This is a genomic window from Roseibium sp., assembly GCF_965229775.1.
Taxonomy (GTDB): Bacteria; Pseudomonadota; Alphaproteobacteria; order Rhizobiales; family Stappiaceae; genus Roseibium.
The window spans coordinates 514,836-532,452 of record NZ_OZ245929.1 but is presented as its reverse complement, the minus strand read 5'-3'; the positions used below and the strand labels follow the sequence as shown (position 1 = coordinate 532,452).

Genomic DNA, 17,617 nt, shown 5'->3' with positions numbered 1-17,617 from the left:
GGGCGTCCGAAGCAGGTTGCCCGGCGCGCTGGAGGAGACGCGGATTTCCTCTGGCCGATCAGAGCCCCGGAAACAGCATCGAAGGCATGAGGGTGTTGCACCGGATATGCGGCAGCCAATGCATGGTAGTCTGCTGGAACGTCAGTCGAACATCGCGTTTGGAATCATCAGCGCCAGATCAGGAAAGGCGACGACGAGCGCGAGTGTTGCGATCATGGCCAGCCAGAATGGCATGATACCCGCGAAGATGGTCTCGATCGGAACGTCCGGAACCACGCTTTTCACAATGAAGACGTTGACGCCGACCGGTGGGGATATCAGCCCCATCTCCAGAACAATCACCATGACAACGCCCAGCCAGATGGGATCAAACCCGAGGCCGGTCACGAGGGGAAAGACGATGGGCAAGGTGATGACCAGCAAGGAGAGGCCCTCGATGAACATGCCCAGAATGACGTAGCCGAGCAGGATCAGGAACAGGGTCCCGTAGGTGCCGAGCGAAAGCCCCGTCATGCCGTCGGCGATCGTCGCCGGCAGATGGGACAGTGCGACGAAGGGCGCAAACACATTCGCCCCGACGAGAATGAAAAAGGCCATTCCCGTCGTTTTCAGCGTCTCGGCACTGATCTGATAGAGCGCCGGGAAGGTGCATTTGCGCCTCAGGATCAGCATGATGAAGGCAAAGAAGGCGCCTGCGCCGGCCGCTTCGACCGGTGTGAAGAAACCGGTATAGATGCCGCCGATCGTGATCAGGATGATCACGCCGATCCCGGTCGCGCGGAACAGGCTGACCAGTTTGTCGCGCAGGCCGAAGCGAGGCCCGCGGGGGCCTTCCTCCGGCCGCATCAGCGTTACGATCGCGATTGCCAGCAGGAACATGGAGGTCAGCAGGAGACCGGGCAGGACCCCCGCCATGAATAGACGGCCGATCGACTGTTCCGTCAGGATCGCGTAGATCACAAACCCGGTCGAAGGAGGAATGAGTATTCCGAGCGTGCCGCCGGCCGCGATCGACCCTGTCGCGAGCCTTGCCCCGTAGTTGAACCGGCGCATCTCCGGATAAGCCACCTTGCCCATCGTGACGGCCGAGGCGATGGACGAGCCGGACAGGGCGGCAAAGCCCGCGCAGCCCATGATCGTAGCCGCCGCGAGCCCGCCTTTCAGATGCCCGATGGTCTTGTGGGCGGCCTCGAACAGGTCTCGGCTCAATCCGGCCGTGGACGCGAGATTTCCCATCAGGATGAAGAGCGGAATGATGGTCAGCTCATACACCGTCACCGTTGCGAAGACCTGTCCGCTCAAGGTGAAGGCTGCAGGGGTGAAACCCGACAATACGACGGTTCCGGAAAACCCGACCACGAGCAGGGCAATGGCGACCGGGGTGCCGAGAGCCAGCAAAACGAACAGGGCCAGGAAACCGAGTGTGCCACAGACTTCGGGGCTCATTTCGCCCATCTTTCCAGAAGGAGAACCACCGCGGACAGACCGCAGCCCAGGGCAACGGCATAGTAGGAAGGGGCGAACGGGAGCTGCAGCAGCAAGGTTGTTTCACCGAAGGACGCCGCCTCGAGCGCATTGAAGAATGCGCGCCAGGCGAGATAGGTGAGCATGGCGATGCCAAGCAGCGACGATGCCCAGTCGAGGAACGCCTGCAGCCTTGCCGGGAAGAACCGCAACAGCGTGTCGATGGCGATCAGGCGGCCGGACAGGACGCAGAGGGGGAAGCTGACCGCAACGACGAAAGACAGGATGATCTGGGCATAGTCGTTCGCCCCGAAGATCGGGCTGTTGATCACCGAGCGCAGGAAGGCATCGGTGACGGAAAGACCCATCAACCCGAACACGAGCAGCGCACCGGCGACCACAAAAGGGACCGCGAACCGCTTGCGCCAGCCTGTCAAGCGCGGGCCGGTGTCCTCAGGGGCAGGTGACGGCACGGTCTAGCGGCCACCGAGTGCTTTGACGATTGCATGCGCGTCGCTTCCGGACTGTTTGCCCTTTTCATCGATGACCTTGGCCAGTGACGGCGCCATCTTTTCCCGGAATTCAGCATCGGCCTCCGGTGTGATTCCAATCAGTTCAAGGCCGCTGTCGGAGGCCAGCTTGAGCCCGGCCTGACCGGCCTCGAAAAAGGCCTTCGCGCCGCGCAGGCTGAGCCCACGCCCCGTCAACCCGGTGAGCTTCTCCTTGTTCTCGTCGGAAAGACCGTCCCAACTCGACTTGTTCATCAGGAGATAGAAACTGTCGACGGCGGAGGGGATGTTCGTGGTGACGAATTTGCCGGTTTCGTTGAGCTTGTAGGACCGGATACCGGACGGGCCGATCATGACCGCGTCGATGACACCCGTGTTCATGGCGTTGTAGACATCGGGCACGGGCATCGACACCGGAATGCCGCCCCAGCCTTCAACCAGTGCCGCCATGACGGGATTTGGCGTCCTGATTTTCATGCCTTTCATGTCCGCGACGGTGCGAACCGGCTTTTCGCGCGTGATCAGCACAGACGGATTGTTGGCCCACAGCCCGAGGAGTTTCGCCTTCGCGAATTCATCCTCGATCAATCCGATATTGTCCCACAGGGCGTTGGTCGCGTCGGTGCCGTTTGCGAACAGTCCGGGAATGTGCACCAGCCCGGTCTTGGTGAACTGCGCGGGCGTATATTCCGGGATGCCGAAGACGATATCGGCTACGCCGGTGACGACCCGCTTGTATTGCTGGACCGGACCTTTGCCGAGTTCGCCGGAAGGGTAGATCCGCATGGTGATTTCGCCGTTGGTGGCCTCGGCCATTTCTTCAGCCAGCGGTGTCATGACGCCCCGGTCCATCGGATGCATGGACGGCATGAAATGGGCGATCTTCAACTCGTCCGCCATCACCGGCTGCATGGCGAGCGCAACAGCGGCACACGCCATCACGGCCGACAGTTTCGTCCGCAGACCTTGAATTTTCATTTTCATTGTCTCTCCCTCCCGAAACTGATACCTCAGTAATTAACTTGATTAATTATCGTTGTTAATTGCATAAGAAAATATGGTGGATAGCAAGTCAACCGCTTTGTCGGCGAGGATTGAAATGGCAGAGGGCTACCGGCTGCACAACCGGATCGGGTTCAAGGTGACACGGCTTGCCCGGATCATGGAGGCGCGCCTGGAAAAGGGGCTTTCCAGGCATGGCATCACGCGGCTGATGTGGTGTGTGCTGTGCGGTGTCGGACTGGAGAACGTCAAGACACCGTCGACCCTTGCGGAGTATATCGGCATCGCGCGCCCGGCAATTTCCCGTCTTCTGAAAAGCATGGAAGAGAGGGGACTTGTCGAGCGCACCTCTCCCGACGACGACAAGCGCTACACGGAACTGGCTCTCACCGCTCTGGGCCGGGAAAAGCTGAAAACCTGTCACGTGCTGGTCCGCGAACTGAATGATCATTTTGCCGGCAAAATAGACCCGGGGATCTATGAGAATTTCATGGAGACGATCGACGCGCTGACAGAAGGCGAAAAGGTTCAACTGATGCGCCTTTGAGTGCGCGGGAAAGGGGGTGTGCCATGAAGCTGTTTTCCGACAAATCGCGCCCCGCGCATCTGGGGCCGTTTCCGCTGGAGCGTCTTGCACGTGCCGCGGTCCAGCCGGATCCGGAGGCCGTACCGGCTTTCCGGCAGATGTCCTTTGAGAAGCCCGATCCGGAGAACATCATCAACGCGATGAGCGAGTCACAGGCGATGCTCGACGCGATCCGGGACGGCATCGTCAATCCGGCGCGAGCAGATGTTCCGGCAGATCCGCAGGAGCGGGCGAACCATCTGAAAGGGTTCGGCTATTTCTCCGATGCGTCCATGATCGGAACCTGTGCGCTTTCGTCCGAAATGATGCTGGCTGAGCCCTTCCGCAACCCGGATATTGACCGGCTTGCGGAAAAGCTGCGCACGACCCAGACCAAGACGCTGGCCTCGGGTATCGACATGATCATGGCGGATCTGCGCGATGCCATGAACGCGCCGCCCAAGGGCATAGACGGTCACCGGCACGCGCTGGTTTTCGCCGTGCAGACCCCGCGCGCCGTCCGGCCCGGGGAGCCGGGGGAGGACTGGCTGGAAGGCGCGGGTGCACATCGCTCTGCCCTCAGGGCGATGGAAATTGCCGTTGTCATCGCGCAATACATTCGTTTGCTCGGGTTCGACGCGCGTGCTCACGGGCACTCCTCGTCCGATGTCGACCTCAACCGGCTGGCGGTCGCCGCGGGGCTTGCAACGGCCGAGGAGGAGGGACTGGCCAATCCCTATGTCGGGACCGGCTTTTCGCTTGCCGCCGTCACGACGGAGTTCGACATTGCCCATGACAGGCCGCTTGTGCCTCTTGCCGAACAGCCGCGCTCCGTCACCCACGGCCTTGCCTGGCGTTTCGGCTATCGCACGGCCAAGAGCGCGCGGACGCTCGACCCTTATCAAACCCGCCGTTTCGTCGATGGGCCGCATCCGTTCGAAAACCTGAAGCGGGTTGATGTGCCGACCACCTATTTCGACGAGGAGCGGATCGCGCGAGTGCCCAAGCGCACGGACATGTTTGCCCGTTCGCAGTTCGGCGACATGGGCAAGAAGAACCAGCAGGCCGCCACCAACGGCTATTACGCGCGCAAGTCCGCCCCGTCGATGGCGCAGCGGCGGGCGCTCGGGGCCTTCGTCCTCCTGCAGGACGGCGAACCGGAACCGGCGATTGCGGCCACGACCTCAGATCCGCAGCGCAATGCGGACAATCTCAAGGCTATGTCCTACTTCCTCGGCATCGACGCGGCCGGCATGTCGCGCTGCCCGGACTGGGCCTGGTATTCCCACGACGCCACCGGCGCGCCGCTCGACCCGCCACATGACCAGGCGATTTCGATGGTGGTCGACCAGGGCTTCGAGACGATGGAAGGGGCGTCGGGCGATGACTGGATCGCCGTCTCCCAGTCGATGCGGGCCTATCTGCGCTTTGCCATCCTGGGCAGCATCGTCGCCAAGCAGATCCGCAATCTCGGCTACCGGGCCAAGGCCCATACGGTGCTCGACGGCGAGGTGCTGCAGCCGCCGCTCCTCCTGCTGTCCGGTCTTGGAGAGGTCAGCCGCATCGGTGAGGTGATCCTCAACCCTTTTCTCGGTCCGCGGCTGAAATCCGGTGCGGTGACGACGACGATGCCGCTTGCCCATAACAAGCCGATTTCCTTTGGCCTGCAGGCTTTCTGCGAGGCCTGCAACAAGTGCGCGCGCGAGTGCCCGGCCGGGGCCATCACCGCCGGGCCGAAGCTGATGTTCAATGGCTACGAGATCTGGAAGTCGGACAGCCAGAAATGCACGACCTACCGCATCACCAACGAGGGCGGCGCCATGTGCGGGCGCTGCATGAAGACCTGTCCGTGGAACCTGGAAGGGATCTTCGCCGAAGCGCCGTTCCGATGGGCGGCGATGCATGTGCCCAAGGCAGCGCCGCTTCTGGCGAAACTCGACGACATGGCAGGCCACGGCGAGCGCAACCCGGTGAAGAAATGGTGGTGGGACATCGAGCTTTACGAAGACGGTTCCTACAAGGCGGCGAAACAATCGGTCAACGTGCGCGGTCTGCAGAAGGACCTTGATCTGAAATACGAGGATCAGACGCTGGCCGTTTACCCGGCGAACCTTGCCCCGCATCCCTGGCCGTTTCCCTTTCCGATGGACCGGGAAAAGGGCATCGAGGCCTATCAGGCTCTGATCACGGCGCAGGAATACAAGGCGCGGCTGGAGCGCGGCGATACGGAAGGGCTCGCGCACGAATACACCATCTCCGGCAATGCCCCGGTCATCCGGGTGGAGATCGTCAAGGCCGAGCAGATGACGGGCGGCGTCACGAAGTACGAGTTCGCCGCGCTGGACGGAGAGCCGCTGCCCGAGTGGCAGGCGGGTGCCCATCTCGACATCGTGGTCGCGCCGGAATTCCTGCGCCAGTATTCGCTCTCCGGAGACCCGGCCGACCGCAGCCGGTACCAGATCGCGGTCTTGCGTGAAGACGAGGGCCGGGGCGGCTCGAAGCTGCTCCACCGGATTTTCACGCAAGGGCGCAAGATCTTCGTTTCAAAACCGATCAACCACTTCCCGCTTGCCGATGGGGCGACCAAAACCTTCCTGATGGGCGGCGGTATCGGCGTCACGCCGATGATCGCGATGGCGCATGAGCTTCACGGGAAAGGCGCTGATTTCGAGCTGCATTATTCCTGCAGCCGCAAGGCCGATGCCGGGTTCCTGGAAGATCTGGCGGTGTTCCCGTGGGCCGACCGTGTGCAACTCTATTTCAGCGATCAGGGCACCCGTGCCGACCTCGCTGATGTTCTGGGCGGGTATGAAAAAGGCAGCCATGTCTATGCCTGCGGCCCGGACCGCTACATGACCTCCGTGATGGAGGCGGCGGAGCGCGCCGGCTTCACCGAGGATGAGCGCCATGTCGAATATTTCAACGTGCCGGATGTGCCTGACTACGTGAACCACCCGTTCACGCTGAAGCTTGCCCGCTCGGGCCGCGAACTGGAGATACCGGCGGAGAAATCCGCCACCGATGTCCTCATTGAAAGCGGCATTGCCATCGACATCAAATGCTCCGACGGCATTTGCGGCGTCTGCAAATGCGGCCTTGTCTCCGGCGCGGTGGAACACCGGGATTTCGTGCTGTCGAAAAAACAGCGCGAAGACGCGGTCATCCTGTGCCAATCGCGCGCGGCGGAAGAAGGCGGTGTGGTGGTGGTGGATTTGTGAGGAGGGGAGAGGCGAACCACAGGCTTGCTCCCCTCCGGCTCAGTCTACTGTTTCATTGAGACCCCAGCCTTACTATCCTGCTTGTGGTTTGACAGAAGCAGGACCGTCCTCAAGCCGCATGCGCGCAAAAAGCAGGCCGACCATGAAACGCAGAACCTTGCTGAAAACTGCGATCTCTGCCATGGCCGCCGGTTTCGTCCCCTTGTCCGTTTTGGCGGAGGGCAAACGGGCGCCGACGGGATATCTCAGGACGAACTGGAGCCGCGATCCCTACAGTTTCGGATCCTATTCCTATGTCGCCAAGGGGGCGCGGCGGCGCGACCATGCGGCCCTCGGAGAACCCGTCGGCGACCGGCTTTTCTTTGCGGGCGAGGCGGCACATCCGGACTACAACAGCACGGTTCACGCGGCCTACGAGTCCGGGCTTATGGCTGCCGAGGCCGTCTTTGGAAACACGGAGGCCGAGGCGGTGGCGGTTGTCGGGGCCGGCGCCAGCGGTCTCGCGGCGGCGAACCGGCTGACCGAGGAAGGCTATGAGGTCACCGTTCTGGAGGCGCGCCACCGCACCGGCGGACGGATCGTCACGGATCGCAGTCTGGGAATGCCGCTTGATCTCGGAGCCAGCTGGATCCACGGCACCGACGGCAACCCGCTCACGGACCTTGCCGGCACGAAGGGCCTCGTCAGGCGGGCCACCGACGAAACCTATGTCATTCGCGGCGGCGACGGCCGGGAGATCTCCGATGCGGACGCACCGGCCTGGCTGGAAAACGTCCTGGAGGTGCAACATTCCCTGGCTGCAGATGCTGAAGACGTGAACGGTGCGGCCTACCGGGCGGATGCCGATTATGATGGCGAAGAGGTGATCCTGACCGGAGGGTATGACCAGCTTCTGGACGGGCTCACCGCCGGCCTGGACATAAGGTTCGGGCATGTCGTGACACATATCGATGTTGACCAAGACGGCGTCCGTCTGCGCGACAGTGAAGGCCGGGAGGCAACGTTCGATGCGGTCATCCTGACCGTGCCGCTGGGTGTTCTGAAACAGGGCGCGATCACCATTTCGCCTCCCGTGCCGCGTTGGAAACAGGAGGCGATTGCAAGGCTCGGAATGGGCACGCTCGACAAGGTTTACCTGCGCTATGACGACGTCTTCTGGGATAAGGATGTCACTTGGATCGCGACACCGGAAAACGGCCTGCCCGAAGGCCAGTTCAATCAGTGGCTGAACCTGCATTTCTATACCGGTGAGCCGGTGATCGTTGCCTTCAACGGCGCTGGGCCTGCCCGGGACCTCGCCGCCCTTCCGGATTTAGAAATCGTTCGGAGGGCGCGGCAAACCCTGGAGCGCGCCTATCCGTGATCCTGTCGGCGGAAGACAAGCCCAGCGGTCACGGGACGATTTTCAGGTCACGGCACAGCCCCTGAGACTGCGTTTCCTGGCGCTGGGCCCCGGCCAGGAACTCTTCCTTCAATTTCAATCGATTAAGCTCCGAACGTCTACTGGACATCGGCTTTCAACAGGCGTTAGACAGCGGGCGCGGGCCGGGGATCTGACCTTGGAGGCCTGCCGAACACTTGCTGGATTTGCGCTGAGGAACACTTTCGACATGGCGACGACGGATCATCACTTCGACAACTGGAAAGAACAACAATATGCCGCCGAGCAGATGATCCCGCTGGTCGGTCACCTTTATCGCGACTACGGCATCAACATCCGGATTTTCGGACGCCGGCTCTTGAACAACTCCGCCATCGAGATTATCAAGGCGCACCGCTACGCGCTGCAGATCACCGGGCAGGAACTGGAGGTCTCCAAGAGCCTTGAGATCGTCAAAGCCATGCTGGAGATGGACCTTGCCGCGTCCCGCGTCGACCTCGGCAAGCTGTGCCACCGTTTCATGGAAGAGGGCGGCGATGCCGCGACTTTCGTTGAGAAACAGCTGGCCAGTATCAATACGGGAAGAACCACCATCCTGCAGGAGCCGCAGGACGTGGTTCTCTACGGCTTCGGGCGGATCGGCCGACTGCTTGCGCGCATGCTGATCGAGCGTGTCGGCGCGGGCAACAAGATGCGCCTTCGTGCGATCGTCGTGCGCGGCGGCAAGGGCGAGGATCTGAAGAAACGCTCCAGCCTGCTGCGGCGGGACTCCGTCCACGGCGCGTTCAGCGGCTCGATCACCGTCGACGAGGAGCGGAACGCCATCATCGCCAACGGCAACACCATCCAGGTGATCTACGCCAATTCTCCCGCCGAGGTAGATTACACCAAATACGGCATCCACAATGCGCTGGTGGTCGACAACACTGGCATCTGGCGCGACGAAGAGGGGCTCGGCCAGCACCTGAAGTGCCCGGGGGCGTCCAAGGTCATTCTGACCGCGCCGGGCAAGGGCGCGATCAAGAATGTCGTCTATGGCGTCAACCATGGCGACATCACCGAGGACGACGCCATCCTGAGCGCGGCTTCCTGCACCACCAACGCGATCACGCCGGTGCTGAAGGTGATCAACGACGAGTTCGGCATCGACAACGGCCATGTCGAAACCATCCATGCCTTCACCAACGACCAGAACCTGATCGACAACTACCACAAGGGCGACCGCCGCGGCCGCGCCGCGCCGCTCAACATGGTTCTGACGAGCACGGGTGCTGCCAGCGCGGTGGCAAAATGCCTGCCGGAAATGAAGGGCAAATTGACCGGCAACGCGGTGCGTGTGCCGGTTCCCAATGTCTCCATGGCGATCCTGAATTTGAACCTCGGGCGCGCAACGACCGATCAGGAAATGAACGACTACCTGCGCGGCGTCTCGGTGCAATCTTCCCTGCAGGACCAGATCGACTACACGGCCTCCACGGAACTGGTCTCCTCTGACCTCGTCGGATCAACCCATGCCGGTGTCGTCGACAGCCAGGCGACCATCGTCGACGGCAACCGCCTCGTTCTCTATGTCTGGTACGACAACGAAGCCGGCTACAGCACCCAGGTCATCCGCCTGATGCAGGAAGTCGCGGGGATGAAGTATCCGTCGGTGCCGGAGTGAGGCAAATAGCAGGGGCGACTGCGGAGGTGGATTTGCGAGCGGGAGCGGCGGCTAGGGTTCTGTCCATCAACACCATGGTGCCGCAGCCGAGGGCAGGTCTTTGTTTTGGTGGAGAAATTTCGAAGACCTGCCGGGCGCGCGCTGATACTCGTCGTGGCTCGTTCGCGTGACTGGATTGGGGCAGGGAGGGAACTGTTCGCACGCAGCCGATGGAGGAACTAAGCGAACGCGGGAGCCGCGAAATGGCAATTGAGTCATTTTTTGACCCTTGTATGGGCGCTACAAAAAAAGAGGCAGCGCTTCTTCCGATGCAGCGTAGGCTACGGAAAATAGTCGGATGTGTTTTCTCCGCCATCCTACGGAGAGCGTGTGATTACTAAGCAATACTGAAAAGAGCATCGCCGGATTGTGCGGACAAGAATTTTGCAAATTCTCGGATCGCTTTGGTGGATTGCGAGATTTCTAACTTGACTTCGAGGCCATCGCCGTCGCTTGCGATTTCGGCGTACGTTCTGCCCGATTGATCGTCATCGGGCTTGAAAATGACGTCCCAATAAAAACCGCGCCCCTTTGCGGGAAACTCAGCGAGCTGACCTTTCGTCTCGCCGATGAAGGTATGGATAGACATCCCGTCGCAATAGCCGACGACAGCGCGCGCTATGGCGCGCTCACCGCCGCAACCTATTCGATCGAGGAACCCATCTGGACCGAGTGCATCCCACATTGGTTGTGTTAATCCGCCTGGAAAGCCGCTGCCTTCGTTCTTTTCAAGTATCAACCCTGCGTGCTCAACAATGCATGGCGCTAGGATCCTCTTGTATGCGGAACGCGCCTTGTGTCGCACCATCTGTTCGAGATCTATTTCGAGCGGTTCTTCGGTTGGGATGTCGGAAACATGAAAGTCGATAGCGTCACCGATGCGACAATTTTCTCCAAACTCGTTTACGAAATCTAGTTCGGATATAATAGAGAGCTCTTCGTCTTTGAATTTGCTTCTCGTAGCGTAGAAGATGGAGCGCTTTTTCATGCCACAATCTCCTTTAAGACCTCGACTAGCGTTTCGGTACGTTTGTCGCCGAAGGTTGGTATGATTTCGATGTTACGTTTTTGAAATAGAGTATATTCGAAATCGGACGGATTGTTGACAACGATGTAAGCCCTCTTGCCGGTGTCGCTGTCTGGTAGAGTCTTAAGTAGCTCGTTAAGTTGGTCGAACAAAAGTCCAATGTTCACATCACTGAAGCTGTAACCAACAAATAGCGCCACCCGATTCAGAAGATCTGAGCGCAACTTAAAATCAAGGGGCGTGTCATAACGTAGCCTCTTATAGTAGTGAGCTTCGGAAAATACCATCAGATCGGGATTGTTGAAGTCTCCGTGGAACTTGACGACTTCGACAGGTTCATTTCCTCCTATGTCGCGTTCTCGGGCAACTACTCTAACCTGCCTTCCTGCCAAGCGCAGTGAACGTTCGAGCAGGTCGTCGTAATTTGTAGTGTAGTAAGTTTTCGAGTTCGACAAGGCAGCGAGGGCGGTGTGTACCCTCGACTGTTTGATTGCGTCATCGTCAACGTCGAGCTTTCTGACCAGCCAATTGGTAAGAGGGGCAAAGTTGCCCTTCTTCTGGCCGAAGAATTCAAGAATCTGAAGGTCGGTTCCCCGATATCGAAGTAATTCTGGATCAGAATATCCCATCAAGCGGCAGGCCTCGCTCACCATCTCCGACCAAGACGGGCCCCGTTGGACACTGGTTGAGCCCGGTGTCGTCCACTCAAAGGACATAGATGCACCGGCACCTACGAATGGGACCACGCGCCCTTGTCGATAGAGCTTCTTCAGTTCTAGGGGAACTGTTGCCCTCATGGTTTGGTTGCCATCAATCTGGTAAGGGTATGGTGATGCGGAATGTTGTTATGGGGGTGTGTTTCGAAAAGGATAGAATCGGACAAGCTACTGAAACACCAGCCTTCGAAAATCTCCACGAACCAAGTGTGGTCAAGCAACAGTGGCTTGAATCCTGGATGGGCTGAGAGGTCGTGACTGCCTGAATTGAAAGAAACTAAAATGAATGTGCCACCTGGGGCAACCAAGGCTTGGAGGTCCCTAATCAGCCGACTCGCGGAGGCCTCAGATGGCAAGCAATGCGTCAGTCCATAAGAAATGACGACGTCATAAGAATCCATTGGATAATCGATTTCTAGGGCGTCGCCATGTATCCAATTTATTGTGTCGTTTGGAAACAGCGTGTGCCCATTCTTAACCGCGGTCGCAGAACACTCTACCGCGGTGACATTTGCACCAGCTCGTGCGAAGGCGGCTGCGTTCTTGCCTTCGCCTGCGCCGACATCTAGGACGTTCAGTCCGGTGACGTCGTTTTTCGCAAGGTGTATCCGGACAAGCGACCCAGGCGTAGTGCCCCAGAAACCAGTAACAGCCTCGTATCCCTCGTCGTAGCCACCATTTGACTCAACTAGCATCAAGTTCCTCCATGAGAGCGGACAATGCCAGTTCGTAAGCTTCAAGTCCAAGCCAATTGAATATAATTACGTCCGCGTCTCCAATCATATATCGAATTTTGCTTTCAACAGTTGCATTATACAGCCTGACAAACTCCAGAAATGTTATGCCTTGCTCGGCGTGACCTTCCCGGTCACGGTACATCTCAAAAGCAACGTCTGGAGGAGTATATACATAAAACAATGCTACTGGTAGTTGCGAGTATTTTTTTAAAGCCTCTAGTGTTTCAGGGTGCCTTATTCCGTCGATTACAACTAACTCCAAACCGGTTGCAGCGGCTTGAGTCGCTAGAGCACGCCCCAATTCTTCGGGGCCCTTCGGTCCTTCGATGAATGCCTCAGCAGCCGATTGGAAGACATCGCGCTGCGTGGTTGGAATAGGCGGCATTTGCATTAAATTCGCCAGCACTTGACCAGAGTTCACGCCTATGTAGCCATGTCTTTCGCGCAAAAGAGCACTGGTAACGGATTTGCCGGACCCAATAGATCCGACAACGCAGAGTATATGTGGTGTTTTGAATATAGATCTTTTTTGAATTTTGTAACTTGGTACCATCTTCATAGAGCTCTTGAAGAGCGTGCGAATTACAATCTGAGACCAGTATTCGAATTCAGATAGATTAATAGTTTCCTTGAGCGTATCTAGCCATTTTATCTTGTTAATGGATACTTCGCCCCGGCCGACGGACTTCCACTTAGACCAATCATCTACCCAGTATCTCAGAACAACCGCCATGTGGCGGATGCCGACATCCGAAGAGTCGTCGTTCAGTATTCCGAGGAATTCTAGATCGTTAGCATTCACTTGCGGTCTACCACTGGGCAACATCAGTTCCTCGGATATCTCCCTAGCTGCGTTCTGGCGCACGCCAAGGTCATCTCTCGAAAACAGGTCTCTGTCATGCTCATTCACGTGTCCGCCAAAGCCGACGCACTGCGCGCCTCGTAGGAACTTTGCGGCTCGATTATAAAGTCCTCGCCGAAAAGTCAAAATTTTCGACTGATATTGAATTATCGTGTAAGTAATTACTTGTTTGTAGTCATCGTTTGTTTCGGCGATAGAGCGTGGTAGATAAGATATTTCAGAATCTTGAAGTTTTGTGAGTGGATTGTATGGGTTTTCGTTGCCAATGCCTTGGTATTGAAGGAAGGTATTGTAGGTCGTCTTTGGTATGCAAAGAACCATCTCTGACGAAGGAGCTGGGGTCCTGCGCTCAGCCTTGTAAATTTTGAGGGCTGCTAAATCGCCGGGCTGCTGTTGTGCAAGCAATTCACGAAGATAGAAACGTCCTCGACCAGTTCTAATGAAAACCGAGTTTTCATTGTGCAAGATGTCAACGCTTAGTCGCGCCTGCATCGACTTTTGTGGAGTGTTGCTCAGGCCTGCTGCAGGAAAAAGTTCGTCTTCAAGTCCGTAGTTGACAAGCTCACGTGCAGAAAGAGGACGCTTATGCTTCCTCAAAACCGTTTCGGCGACCCAAAGATAAGTGACATCTTCCAATGCTTACGCCACCTAAAGTAATCTCATCACAGGCTAATGATTATTCGAATTTGAGAGGAACGCCAACCATTGGCGATCCAAAATGACTTGCTATACGCATCAGCCTAAATGTCTTATGCCATCATCGAAGCGATGGCCGTGAGCCAGCGGTGAGCGTTCTACCTTTCTCCGATCCAAAAATCGCAGCTACGCAAGTATGCCACTATGTTTAGTGGATACTTGAGATGGAGGGCACGCAACAAGAACGGTCGCGAGATTAAAAGCATCCCGTTTATTCTGATAAGAATGAGATCGCGGCTGCAGCGTTTACCTCGTAGCTTCCCGCGCGCAGCAACCGGCGAAGCAGGCTGTCGGCTTCGAAGCTATTGATAGCGCAGGACGAACGACCAAAAGCGGAAGATCGCCCCGAATCGATTTCAGGTAGCGGAGAGTTCGGTTCTCCTTGCAAAGATCGGATGATCGCCAATCACTACCCCAGCCCACCCGACCCTTCCCCCCTAAGGATTCCCATAACTATCCGCAGGGCCACCTCTGTGATTTGCTCACCTCGCCCGGTCTTCGACCGGCACCAGATTGACTAAGTTCTTTTTCCCGCCGCCGGTCTTTCCGGCCTTCAGACATTTCAAAACCGGAGCAAGTCCCGTGTTCAAACGCATCAAGTTTCCGCTTCTTCTTGTCGTGCTGGCGATCGGGCTGGCGGGGTGTAACGGGGACGAGACGGAGAGCGGGCAGGGGGAGGCTCCCAAGGGCTTGAGGATCGTGCCGGTGTTCGGGCCGGAGCGCACGGATGTCAGTGTCGATGTTGAATGGAACTTCAGCAAGGTCGGCAAGGTGGAAAGTGTTGACAGGGGAGGCGACGGGTCGATCTTCTGGATCAACTGGGCCGAGCGGTTCGACCCGCTTGGCGTTGACGGCGTTTATCCGCTGAGTGACGGCGAGATCGGCGTCGAGCTGACCTTCAAGGGGCATGACCACCGCGAAATCGTCGAGCTGCCCCCCGCCGAAGACGGCAACCAGCGGCTTGAACTGGAAATCACCGGGCAGGGCCGCCTGGTTCTGGAAGCGGAAGGACTGGCGGACGACGCGCTGATGGAACTCGGTTTTCACGGCAAGGGTGGCGGCGCGGGCGGCAGCGAGATCGGCCGGACCGGTTGGCGCAACCAGCGGGGCGCAAACTACGTGACGCCGGGGATCTACGACGTCACGCTGAAGAACGAGGACACCGGCGAGACCCACACGCAGTCCGTGACCATCGGTGAAGGCCAGTCGAGCACGTTGACCTTCACCTTCACGCAGTAAAGGACCGCGCAACATGAGCCTCCTGTTTTCAGCGGAGGGAAGGATTGGGCGGGGCCGGTTCTGGATCGGGTTACTGATCCTGTTCGTCGCCGGCGTTCTGATCTCCCTCGCGGTCACGGGGCTTGTGCTTATCCTCGGACGCACGGGCCAGTGGATCGGGTTCGCTCTCCTGCTGCTCTTCCTCTATCCGGCCGTTGTGCTGTCGATGAAGCGCCTGCGGGATCGCGGGCACGCGCCTCAACCTGTGGCTCATCGCCTATTTCGCACCGGGCCTCCTGGCGAATTTCGCGCAGACAGCCAGTATCGGTTTCACATACGAAAATATCGGCGGAATCCCTGTTTCAAGCCCGACCGCGCTCGGCGGCACGCTCATGATTTTGGGCTTTCTTGCCTTTCTCGTCGCGATTGTCGATCTGGGCTTTTTGAAGGGCAAGGCGGCGCAGGCGTGAGGATGTGCACCCTCAGCGGTGCTGATTGTGCGCGATCTTCTGCTTCAGCACCTTCAGGAACCGGTCCTCGATCGGGCTGGATTTTGCGCTCGTGCGGCGGATCGCACCGAGGGGGCGGTGAAACTGCGGGTGGTCGAAGGGCAGAAAGACCAGGCGGTTCTCCAGGTAGGAGGCGGTGGTGGCCTTCGGCATGGTGGTGATCAGGTCGGTTTCCGAAACGATCTCCAGAACCGAGCGGATGGAATCCGTCTCGCAGCCGATCTGCATCGAGCGCACGCCGGAGGCGATCATGGCCGCCTCGGTCTGCTGGCGCAGCAGGCTTCCCCTGGAATGGGCCAGCCAGACCTGGGCTTCCAGGTCCGAGGCCATGATGCGCTTGCGCGCGGCGAGCGGATGGCCCGCGCGGCACATGACGCCGACCCCGTCGTCGATCAGTTCCTCGAACACCAGCCCGTCGACCGGTTCGGCAAGGCTCTCCGGTCCGAAGACCAGATCGACCTGTCCGCGCTCCAGCATGGTCCTGAGTTCATGCACCAGACCGGTGCGGATTTCGACGCTGCAATTGGGGTTGGCCTTCATGAAGGGCGTCAGGGCGTTGCTCAGGAACCGGCCCGAGACGATCGGCGGCGCACCGATACGCAGCTCGCCGACGGAGCCCTTGGCCGACTGGTCCGCGACGATGCCCGCCTGTTCCTCGGCCAGCCGGATGGCCAGCCCGTTCCGGGCCAGGCGCAGGGCCAGGTTGTTGGGGATCGACCGCCGACCCTCCCGCTGGAACAGGGGCGCTCCGAGCCGCGCCTCCAGCGCCTTCATGTTCCGGCTGAGCGCAGGCTGGGTCGTGCCGAGCCGATTGGCGGCGGACTGGAAGGAGCCCGCCTCGACGACGACCGAGAGCTGGGCCAGGTGTTTGGGGTCAAGTTTCATAACTGATTGGTATGTATAAGCCCAAAAGTTTGATTATTCCATATCAATCAGACTTGGTAACGTCCGGGAAACGTCTATGGGAGGATAGCATGTTTCATTTCAAGTCACTCGGCCGGGCCCTTCTGGGCGCGAGCTTTGTCCTGGCGCTGCCCCTTGCTGCGTCCGCGCAGATCTTCAAGGGGGAAACCGCCGGTGTCGGTGACCCGGTTCACACCATGTTCGTCGCCTTCGCCAACCAGGCCGGCAAGTCCGGCGTGGAGATCCAGGTCAATGCCGGCCAGACCCTGACCAAGTCGATGCTCAAGGGCGCGAAGGGCGATATCGATTTCTTTTCCACCGTGCCGTCGCTGGTCAACCTGATGGCGGGCCAGAAGCGGATGTACGAGAAGATCGAAGGCGCGCCGGAACTGGCCAAGAACATCCGCGCCATTCTCGGCTTCAAGGCTGGGGCCTATCACCCGGTGACCCTTTCAGGCTCGGGGATCGAAAGCTGGGAAGACATCAAGGGCAAGACCGTGTTCACCGGCCCGCCCGCCGGCTCGGCCTCCGCCACGTCGGAAGCGCTGATCAAGATCATCACCGGCTACGTCGCCGGGGAGGACTATACCGCCGTCAGGCTGAGCTGGGGCGAAGGCTACGCGGCGCTGGCCGACGGCAAGATCGACATGATGGTGCGCCCCGCCGAGATCGGTTCGGCCAATATCGAGCGGTTCGGCCTCAGTGGCGAGTTCCGCGTGCTGTCGATCCCCGAAGACAAGGTCGAAAGCCAAGAGATGCAGGCCCTGTTCGGCCGGCCGGGCCGCGGTATGCTGCAGTTTGACGGCGACGTCTACAAGGGGCAGCTGACCGACGGCGAGATCACCGCGCTCGGTTTCACCCAGTTCGTCGGCACCCATGCCGGCGTCGACGAGGACGTGGTCTACAATGCCACCAAGGCGTTCTGGGAGAACCTTGCCGAGGTGCACAATACCGCGTTCTTCCTCAAGGACGTGACGAAGGATACCGCCTTCACCTCGGTCAACGTGCCGCTGCATCCAGGTGCCGTGCGTTACTATGACGAGGCCGGCATCGCGATCCCGGACGGCCTGCGCCCCTGACCCTTCGTGACTGCCGGGCAGCGGGCCAC

General features: G+C 59.1%; 14 protein-coding genes and 1 pseudogene. 7 read left to right on the top strand and 8 right to left on the bottom strand.

The window, feature by feature from the left end:
- Nucleotides 1-141: 141 nt before the first annotated feature.
- From ACO07N_RS02295 to ACO07N_RS02285, 3 genes are read right to left on the bottom strand one after another with little or no spacing between them, the layout of a single operon-like run.
- On the bottom strand, nt 142-1,446 hold the full coding sequence (locus ACO07N_RS02295) for a TRAP transporter large permease (RefSeq protein WP_421979472.1): 1,305 nt from the start codon (nt 1,444-1,446) through the stop codon (nt 142-144).
- Nucleotides 1,443-1,901, bottom strand: coding sequence for a TRAP transporter small permease (locus ACO07N_RS02290; protein WP_421979471.1), 459 nt, complete (start codon nt 1,899-1,901; stop codon nt 1,443-1,445). Before ACO07N_RS02290 ends, ACO07N_RS02295 begins: the two co-directional genes overlap by 4 nt.
- Before the next feature lie 39 nt (nt 1,902-1,940).
- Nucleotides 1,941-2,957 (bottom strand): TRAP transporter substrate-binding protein, encoded by a 1,017-nt coding sequence (locus ACO07N_RS02285; RefSeq protein ID WP_421979470.1) that lies wholly within the window; start codon nt 2,955-2,957, stop codon nt 1,941-1,943.
- A gap of 115 nt (nt 2,958-3,072) precedes the next feature.
- Between ACO07N_RS02285 and ACO07N_RS02280 the strand changes: the two genes are divergently transcribed.
- The 4 genes from ACO07N_RS02280 to ACO07N_RS02265 all read left to right on the top strand — a co-directional run bounded on the left by ACO07N_RS02280 (nt 3,073) and on the right by ACO07N_RS02265 (nt 9,802).
- A complete protein-coding gene (locus ACO07N_RS02280; RefSeq protein ID WP_421979469.1) occupies nt 3,073-3,522 on the top strand; it encodes a MarR family winged helix-turn-helix transcriptional regulator in 450 nt (149 codons plus the stop codon).
- A 23-nt stretch (nt 3,523-3,545) separates the two neighbouring features.
- On the top strand, nt 3,546-6,758 hold the full coding sequence (locus ACO07N_RS02275) for a 2Fe-2S iron-sulfur cluster-binding protein (RefSeq protein ID WP_421979468.1): 3,213 nt from the start codon (nt 3,546-3,548) through the stop codon (nt 6,756-6,758).
- A gap of 142 nt (nt 6,759-6,900) precedes the next feature.
- A complete protein-coding gene (locus tag ACO07N_RS02270; RefSeq protein WP_421979467.1) occupies nt 6,901-8,121 on the top strand; it encodes an FAD-dependent oxidoreductase in 1,221 nt (406 codons plus the stop codon).
- A 247-nt stretch (nt 8,122-8,368) separates the two neighbouring features.
- Nucleotides 8,369-9,802, top strand: coding sequence for a glyceraldehyde-3-phosphate dehydrogenase (locus ACO07N_RS02265; protein WP_421979466.1), 1,434 nt, complete (start codon nt 8,369-8,371; stop codon nt 9,800-9,802).
- A gap of 376 nt (nt 9,803-10,178) precedes the next feature.
- Here the strand turns inward: ACO07N_RS02265 and ACO07N_RS02260 are convergent, their stop codons facing one another.
- The 4 genes from ACO07N_RS02260 to ACO07N_RS02245 all read right to left on the bottom strand — a co-directional run bounded on the left by ACO07N_RS02260 (nt 10,179) and on the right by ACO07N_RS02245 (nt 13,819).
- Nucleotides 10,179-10,829, bottom strand: coding sequence for a non-canonical purine NTP pyrophosphatase (locus ACO07N_RS02260; RefSeq protein WP_421979465.1), 651 nt, complete (start codon nt 10,827-10,829; stop codon nt 10,179-10,181).
- On the bottom strand, nt 10,826-11,584 hold the full coding sequence (locus ACO07N_RS02255; RefSeq protein WP_421979464.1) for an SIR2 family NAD-dependent protein deacylase: 759 nt from the start codon (nt 11,582-11,584) through the stop codon (nt 10,826-10,828). Before ACO07N_RS02255 ends, ACO07N_RS02260 begins: the two co-directional genes overlap by 4 nt.
- A gap of 77 nt (nt 11,585-11,661) precedes the next feature.
- On the bottom strand, nt 11,662-12,279 hold the full coding sequence (locus ACO07N_RS02250; RefSeq protein WP_421979463.1) for a class I SAM-dependent methyltransferase: 618 nt from the start codon (nt 12,277-12,279) through the stop codon (nt 11,662-11,664).
- Nucleotides 12,269-13,819 carry an HTH domain-containing protein gene (locus ACO07N_RS02245; protein ID WP_421979462.1) on the bottom strand — a complete coding sequence of 517 codons (1,551 nt, stop codon included), beginning with the start codon at nt 13,817-13,819 and terminating at the stop codon, nt 12,269-12,271. The genes ACO07N_RS02250 and ACO07N_RS02245 overlap by 11 nt, the downstream gene beginning before the upstream one ends.
- 642 nt (nt 13,820-14,461) lie before the next feature.
- Between ACO07N_RS02245 and ACO07N_RS02240 the strand changes: the two genes are divergently transcribed.
- Nucleotides 14,462-15,118 carry a hypothetical protein gene (locus ACO07N_RS02240; protein WP_421979461.1) on the top strand — a complete coding sequence of 219 codons (657 nt, stop codon included), beginning with the start codon at nt 14,462-14,464 and terminating at the stop codon, nt 15,116-15,118.
- 13 nt (nt 15,119-15,131) lie between these two features.
- A pseudogene (locus ACO07N_RS02235) lies at nt 15,132-15,290 on the top strand (hypothetical protein); the annotation flags it as partial.
- Nucleotides 15,291-15,579: 289 nt separating this feature from the next.
- Here the strand turns inward: ACO07N_RS02235 and ACO07N_RS02230 are convergent.
- Entirely contained in the window at nt 15,580-16,491 is a 912-nt protein-coding gene (locus ACO07N_RS02230; RefSeq protein ID WP_421979460.1) for a LysR family transcriptional regulator, read from the bottom strand.
- Between the two features lie 89 nt (nt 16,492-16,580).
- Between ACO07N_RS02230 and ACO07N_RS02225 the strand changes: the two genes are divergently transcribed.
- Nucleotides 16,581-17,588 (top strand): TAXI family TRAP transporter solute-binding subunit, encoded by a 1,008-nt coding sequence (locus ACO07N_RS02225; protein ID WP_421979459.1) that lies wholly within the window; start codon nt 16,581-16,583, stop codon nt 17,586-17,588.
- The last annotated feature ends 29 nt before the right edge of the window (nt 17,589-17,617 follow it).

What these genes read in the sequence shown, in the direction of transcription:
- ACO07N_RS02295 (WP_421979472.1), bottom strand. Translation starts at nt 1,446, where the DNA reads ATGAGCCCCGAAGTCTGTGGCACACTCGGTTTCCTGGCCCTGTTCGTT.
- ACO07N_RS02275 (WP_421979468.1), top strand. Translation starts at nt 3,546, where the DNA reads ATGAAGCTGTTTTCCGACAAATCGCGCCCCGCGCATCTGGGGCCGTTT.
- ACO07N_RS02230 (WP_421979460.1), bottom strand. Translation starts at nt 16,491, where the DNA reads ATGAAACTTGACCCCAAACACCTGGCCCAGCTCTCGGTCGTCGTCGAG.
- ACO07N_RS02250 (WP_421979463.1), bottom strand. Translation starts at nt 12,279, where the DNA reads ATGCTAGTTGAGTCAAATGGTGGCTACGACGAGGGATACGAGGCTGTT.
- ACO07N_RS02280 (WP_421979469.1), top strand. Translation starts at nt 3,073, where the DNA reads ATGGCAGAGGGCTACCGGCTGCACAACCGGATCGGGTTCAAGGTGACA.
- ACO07N_RS02270 (WP_421979467.1), top strand. Translation starts at nt 6,901, where the DNA reads ATGAAACGCAGAACCTTGCTGAAAACTGCGATCTCTGCCATGGCCGCC.
- ACO07N_RS02260 (WP_421979465.1), bottom strand. Translation starts at nt 10,829, where the DNA reads ATGAAAAAGCGCTCCATCTTCTACGCTACGAGAAGCAAATTCAAAGAC.
- ACO07N_RS02265 (WP_421979466.1), top strand. Translation starts at nt 8,369, where the DNA reads ATGGCGACGACGGATCATCACTTCGACAACTGGAAAGAACAACAATAT.
- ACO07N_RS02285 (WP_421979470.1), bottom strand. Translation starts at nt 2,957, where the DNA reads ATGAAAATGAAAATTCAAGGTCTGCGGACGAAACTGTCGGCCGTGATG.
- ACO07N_RS02225 (WP_421979459.1), top strand. Translation starts at nt 16,581, where the DNA reads ATGTTTCATTTCAAGTCACTCGGCCGGGCCCTTCTGGGCGCGAGCTTT.
- ACO07N_RS02255 (WP_421979464.1), bottom strand. Translation starts at nt 11,584, where the DNA reads ATGTCCTTTGAGTGGACGACACCGGGCTCAACCAGTGTCCAACGGGGC.